Below are 6,017 nucleotides of genomic sequence, written 5' to 3'. Positions count from 1 at the left end.
GTGAGGCCTGCGACGTGGGGGGAGAGGATGACGTTGTCCATGGCGAGGAGGGGGTTTTCGGGGGCGGGGGGTTCGGCGTCGAAGACGTCGAGGCCGGCGCCGGCGAGGCGGTTCCCGGCGAGGGCGGCGATGAGGGCGGGTTCGTCGACGACGCCGCCGCGGGCGGTGTTGACGAGGATCGCGGAGGGTTTCATCGCCGCGAGTTCCGGGGCGCCGATCACCGGGCGGTCGGTCCTGGGGGCGTGGACGGAGACGAAATCGGCCCAGGCGAGGCCCTCGGCGAGACCCGCCGGCGCCACTTGTCCCCCCTCCTGATCCTCGGGCCAGCCCCGGGCGGCGAGGAACGGGTCATGGGCGCGGATCTCCATGCCGAAGCCCCGCGCCATGCGCGCGAGATGCCGCCCGGCGCGGCCGAAGCCGATGATGAGGAGCCGCTTGCCCCAAAGCTCGCCCGGCTCGAGCCCGTTGCGCCAGGTCCAGCCGCCGGAGCGCACCGCCCGGTCGGCGCGGACCGCGCGTTTCGCCGCCGCGAGCAGGAGCATCATCGCCTGTTCGGCGACCGAGATCGAATTGACGTCGCCCACCACCGCGAGCGCGATGCCGCGCGCGTTGAGCGCGGCGAGATCGACCGAATCGTAGCCGACGCCGTGGCGCGAGACGATCCGGAGCCGTCCGGCCTTCGCCACCGTCGCGGCCGAGAGCGGCTGGGTGCGGATGACGAGCGCGTCGGCCCTGTCGATGAGCGCCGCGCAGCTCGGCTCGGAGACCTCCTCGACATAGTCGAAGCTGAGATCCGGGCGGGCCCGCAGGAGCTCGATCCCGCTCGGATGCAGCTTTCCGGCGACGAGAACATGGGGCATCGGATGGGGCATCAGTAGCCTCCCTTCGAGCTGGCGGTCTCCGGTTTCCCGGCGCTCCCGCCGGTCAGTTCGCGGAACCGCGCGACGCTGGCGCTGGCGGCGGCGGCGAGCAGGCGCGAGTCGCCGCCGACCGTGGTCATGTCGAAGCCCCAGCCGACCGCCTTCGCCGCGTAATCGGCACCGCCGCAATGCAGCGCCGCGCGGATGCCGTTCTTCCGGCAGGCGGCGAGGATGGCCTTGATCGCTTCGACCATCTCCGGCTCCTCGCGGTCGAAGGCGGGGGCGAGCCGGCCGCCCTCGAGGCTGAAGGTCAGATCGGCCGGGCCGATGTAGAGCCCGTCGAGCCCCGGGGTCGCGGCGATCGCGTCGAGATTGTCCATCGCCTGCCGGGTCTCGATCATCGCGAAGGCGAGGATCTCGTCGTTGGCCTCGGCCGCGTAATTCGCCCCGGCGGAGAAATTCGCCCGCGTCGGGCCGAAGCTGCGCTGGCCCTTCGGCGGATAGCGCATGTAGCTCACGAAATCCGCCGCCTGTTCGGGCGTGTTGATCATCGGGCAGATGATCCCGTAGGCGCCGGCGTCGAGCATCTTCATGATGATGCCGGGCTCGCACCAGGGCACGCGCACCATCGGCACCACGCCGCTCGCGCGCATCGCCTGCAGCATCGGGAGCGCGGCGGCATAGTCGAGCGCGCCGTGCTGGGCGTCGATCGTCACGCTGTCATAGCCCTGCGCCGCCATGATCTCGGCGGTGAAGGCATTGCCGATCGAGAGCCAGCCGTTCATCGCCGGCCGGCCCTCGGCCCAGAGCGCCTTGAGCTTGTTCCTGATCATCTCCGGGCCTCCTCAGAACACGACCTGGGCGAGCTTGGTGTCGAGGTAATCGGTGATCCCCTCGGCGCCGCCCTCGCGGCCCATGCCGGAATAGCGCGTGCCGCCGAAGGGCGCCTCGGCGGCGGCGAGCGCGAAACTGTTGATGCCGACCATGCCCGCCCTGAGCCCCGCGACGGTGCGCCGGGCGCGGGCCGGATCGCGGGTGAAGGCATAGGCGGCGAGGCCCATCTCGCCGGCATTGGCGCGGGCGAGCACCTCGTCCTCGTCGCGGAAGCGCGTGATCGCCGCGATCGGGCCGAAATTCTCCTCGGCGAAGACCTTCATCTCGTCGGTCACATCGGCGAGCACGGTCGGCTCGAGGAAGAAGCCGGCGTTGAAGGCCGAGGCCCGGCCGCCGCCGGCGACGACGCGCGCCCCCGCCTTCACCGCCTCGGCGATCACACCCTCGAGCTCCGCGCGGCGGCCGCCGTTGATGACCGGCCCCATCCGCGTCGCCGGATCGAGCCCGTCGCCGAGTTTGAGCGCCCTGGCGCGTTCCGCGAAACCTTCGAGGAAGGCGTCATGCAGGCTCTCGTGCACGAAGAGCCGGTCGCAGGTGACGCAGACCTGGCCCGCGTTGGCGAATTTGGTCGGCACCGAGACATCGAGCGCGGCCTGAAGATCGGCGTCGTCATGGACGATCAGCGGCGCGTTGCCGCCGAGTTCCATCGTCACCTTCTTCATCGTGTCGGCGGCGTCGCGGATCATCTGCTGTCCGACCCGGGTCGAGCCGGTGAGCGAGACCTTGCGCACCAGGGGCGAGGCCATGATCGGCGCGTAGGTGGCCGAGGTCGGGCCGGTGACGAGGTTCACCACCCCTTCGGGCAGGTTCCCGGCGCGGCAGCAGTCGACCATCACCATCGCCGTGCCCGGCGTCTGGCTCGACGGGCGCACGATCACCGAACAGCCGGCGGCGAGCGCGGGGGCGACCTTGCGCGCGACGAGCGCGGCCGGGAAGTTCCAGGCGGTGAAGGCCGCGACGATGCCGATCGGCTCGCGCGTCACCTCGAAGCGTCCGCCGGGGACACGGGATTCGACGATCCGGCCGTAGATCCGGCGGGCTTCCTCGGCGTACCAGCGGAACTGGTCGATCGAGAGCGCCCATTCGCGGCCGGCCTGGGCGATCGGCTTGCCGGTCTCGGTCGCGATCATCCGCGCGCCCTCCTCGGCGCGGCGCAGCATCTCGTCGGCGATCGCATGCAGCGCGTCGGCGCGCTCGAAGGCCGATTTCGCCCGCCAGGCTTTGAGCCCGCCCTCGGCGGCGGCGATCGCCGCCTCGGTATCGGCGGCGCCGGCCACCGGCACCTCGCCGAGCGGCTTCTCGCTCACCGGGCTCACGACCGGGGCGGTTTCCCCACCGGCGGCGCCGCTCCAGCTTCCGCCCAGAAACAATCCGAAATTCCGATACATCACGTCACCCGATCTCGCTGACCCTGACCGCCCGGCCTTCCGTGGCCGACCTGAGCGCCGCCTCGGCGAGGACCAGCGCGAGGCGCCCGTCCTCGAAACCGACCTCCGGCTGGCTCCCGCTCTCGACCGCGTCGACGAAGGCCGAGATCTCGGCGGCGAAGGCCGCCTGGTAGCGGTCGATGAAGAAATTCATCAGGGGCGCGCCCTGCCCGGTGAAATCCTCGCGGAAGAGCACCGCGTTGTTGGCCCGGACATTCTCCGACACCGCCATGCCCTCGCCGCCGAAGGCTTCGACCCGCTGGTCGTAGCCATAGCTGGCGCGGCGCGAATTGGTGATCACGCATTGCTTGCCGCTCGCGGTGGTGAGCAGCACGGTCACGGTGTCGAAATCGCCGAGCTCGTCCATCATCGCCGGATCGACCAGCCGCGCGCCGGTGGCGGTCACGCTCTCGACCTCCTCGCCGAGCACGAAACGGGCCATGTCGAAATCATGGATCGTCATGTCGCGGAAGATCCCGCCCGATTCCCGCAGATAGCCGACCGGTGCCAGGCCGGGATCGCGCGAGGTGATCGCCACCTGATGCAACGCGCCGATCCGCCCGTCGCGGACCGCCGACGCCACCGCGCGGTGGCCGGGATCGAAGCGGCGCACGAAGCCGAGCATGATCGGCACCGAGGTCCCCCTGATGCGCGCGGCGCATTCGGTGACGCGGGCCAGGCTGAGGTCGATCGGCTTCTCGCAGAGCGCGGGCTTGCCCGCCGCGACGGCGGCTTCCAGCAGATCCGCGTGCGTCGGCGTCGAGGTGGCGATCAGCACCGCGTCGACATCCCCGGCGGCGAGAACCGCCTCGGCCGAGTCGAAAAGCCGCGCCCCGAGGCTCGCGGCGACCTCCTCGGCGGCCGGGCGATGCACGTCGAACACGCCCGCGAGTTCAGCCCGCGGATGCGCGGCGATATTGGCCGCGTGCATCCGGCCGATCCGGCCGCAGCCGAGGACGGCGATTCGAACCATCGATCTTCCTCCCGTTGGAATTTCGCAATGTTTGTTGCATTGCTCTTGATTTGTCAATGCTCATTCCGTAGAGAGGGCGCGTCAACACTGGGAGGAAAGAAATGAGTCGGTCAACTCTCCGCCTGACCATGTCGCAGGCGCTGGTGCGCTATCTCTGCAACCAGTTCACCGAGGTCGACGGCGAGCGCGTGCCGCTCTTCGCCGGCGTCTTCGCCATCTTCGGCCATGGCAATGTCACCTGCCTCTCCGAGGCGCTCGAGGCGGTGAAGGACGAGCTTCCGACCTGGCGCGGCCAGAACGAGCAGTCGATGGCGCTCGCCGCGATTGGCTTCGCCAAGGCGAAGCGCCGCCGCCAGCTCATGGTCGCCACCTCCTCGATCGGCCCGGGTGCCACCAACATGGTGACCGCCGCCGGCCTCGCCCATGCCAACCGCCTCCCCGTGCTGCTCATCGCCGGCGACACTTTCGCCAACCGCCGCCCCGACCCGGTGATGCAGCAGGTCGAGCATTACGGAAATCCGACCGTCACCGTGAACGACGCCTTCCGGCCGGTGACGCGCTACTGGGACCGGATCACGCTGCCGGAGCAGATCATCGGATCGCTGCCGCAGGCGATCGCGGCGATGCTCGACCCGGCCGACTGCGGCCCGGCCTTCCTCTCGCTCTGCCAGGACACCCAGGAAGTCGCCTACGACTATCCGGAAGCCTTCTTCGAGCCGACGCTCTGGACCATCCCCCGCCCGCGCCCGGATACCGGCAAGCTCGCCGAGGCGGTGGAACTCCTGAAATCGGCCAAGAAGCCGCTCATCATCTCCGGCGGCGGCGTGCGCTATTCGCTGGCCGAGGAGGCGGTGGCGAAATTCGCGCTCGACCGCGGCATCCCGATGTCCGAGACCATCGCCGGCAAGGGCGCGGTCGCGCATGACCACGCCGCCCATGTCGGCCCGATCGGCATCCTCGGCTCGACCTCCGCCAACGCGCTCGCCGCCGAGGCCGATGTCGTGCTCGCCATCGGCACCCGGCTCATGGACTTCACCACCGGCTCCTGGACCGTCTTCAATCACGACGCGAAGATCATCGGCGTCAACGCCGCGCGTTGGGACGCCACCAAGCACCGCTCGCTCGCCGTGGTCGGCGACGCGCTCGCCACCGTCACCGAGATGGACGCCGCGCTCGGCGACTGGACGGCGCCGGAGGGCTGGACCGCGAAATCCCGCGATCTGATGGGCGAATGGGACGCGCTGGTCGACGATTACCAGAAGCCGACCAACGCCGAGCTCCCGACCTACGCCCAGGTCATCGCCGCCGTTCACAGGACCGCCGAGCCCACCGATCCGGTCATCACCGCCGCCGGCGGCCTGCCGGGCGAACTCGTCAAGGGCTGGCGCGTGAAGTCACCGGGCACCTTCGACTGCGAATTCGGCTTCTCCTGCATGGGCTACGAGATCGCCGCCGGCTGGGGCTATGCGATGGCGCGGCCCGGCACCACGCCCATCGTCATGATCGGCGACGGCACCTACATGATGATGAATTCCGACGTCTATTCCTCGGTGCTCTCCGGGCACAAGTTCATCCTGATCGTCTGCGACAACGGCGGCTACGGCGTCATCAACCGCCTGCAGAACGCCAAGGGCACGCCGGGCTTCAACAACCTGCTCCGCGACTGCAGGGTCATCGACCCCTTCCCGGTCGACTTCGTCAAACACGCCGAATCGATGGGCGCGCTCGCGCGGGCCTGCGAGAGCCTCGCCGACCTCGAGGAAGCCATGGCCTGGGCCCAGGCCAACGACCGCACCACCCTCATCACCATCAAGACCGACGCCTTCGCCTGGGTCCCAGGCGACGCCGACTGGGACGTCGGGG

General features: G+C 69.9%; 5 protein-coding genes. 1 reads left to right on the top strand and 4 read right to left on the bottom strand.

The window, feature by feature from the left end:
• The 4 genes from ACLJK8_RS21720 to iolG form a co-directional block, all read right to left on the bottom strand.
• The coding region (locus ACLJK8_RS21720) for a hydroxyacid dehydrogenase (protein ID WP_413152520.1) at positions 1–872 on the bottom strand (872 nt) is incomplete at its 3' end.
• Entirely contained in the window at positions 872–1,693 is an 822-nt protein-coding gene (locus ACLJK8_RS21715) for an HpcH/HpaI aldolase family protein (RefSeq protein ID WP_413152518.1), read from the bottom strand. The genes ACLJK8_RS21715 and ACLJK8_RS21720, both read right to left, overlap by 1 nt.
• Positions 1,694–1,705: 12 nt before the next feature.
• Positions 1,706–3,142 carry an NAD-dependent succinate-semialdehyde dehydrogenase gene (locus ACLJK8_RS21710; protein WP_413152516.1) on the bottom strand — a complete coding sequence of 479 codons (1,437 nt, stop codon included), beginning with the start codon at positions 3,140–3,142 and terminating at the stop codon, positions 1,706–1,708.
• A 4-nt stretch (positions 3,143–3,146) separates the two neighbouring features.
• On the bottom strand, positions 3,147–4,154 hold the full coding sequence (gene iolG, locus ACLJK8_RS21705) for an inositol 2-dehydrogenase (RefSeq protein WP_413152514.1): 1,008 nt from the start codon (positions 4,152–4,154) through the stop codon (positions 3,147–3,149).
• 101 nt (positions 4,155–4,255) lie between these two features.
• On the opposite strand from iolG, the gene iolD reads away from it, so the two are divergent.
• Positions 4,256–6,017, top strand: a 1,762-nt coding sequence (gene iolD, locus ACLJK8_RS21700; protein WP_413152513.1) for a 3D-(3,5/4)-trihydroxycyclohexane-1,2-dione acylhydrolase (decyclizing), incomplete at its 3' end; no start/stop codon positions are given.

This window comes from Amaricoccus sp. W119, from assembly GCF_047275745.1.
In the GTDB taxonomy this organism is placed as follows: Bacteria; Pseudomonadota; Alphaproteobacteria; order Rhodobacterales; family Rhodobacteraceae; genus Amaricoccus.
This window is presented reverse-complemented; position numbering and strand designations above follow the sequence as displayed.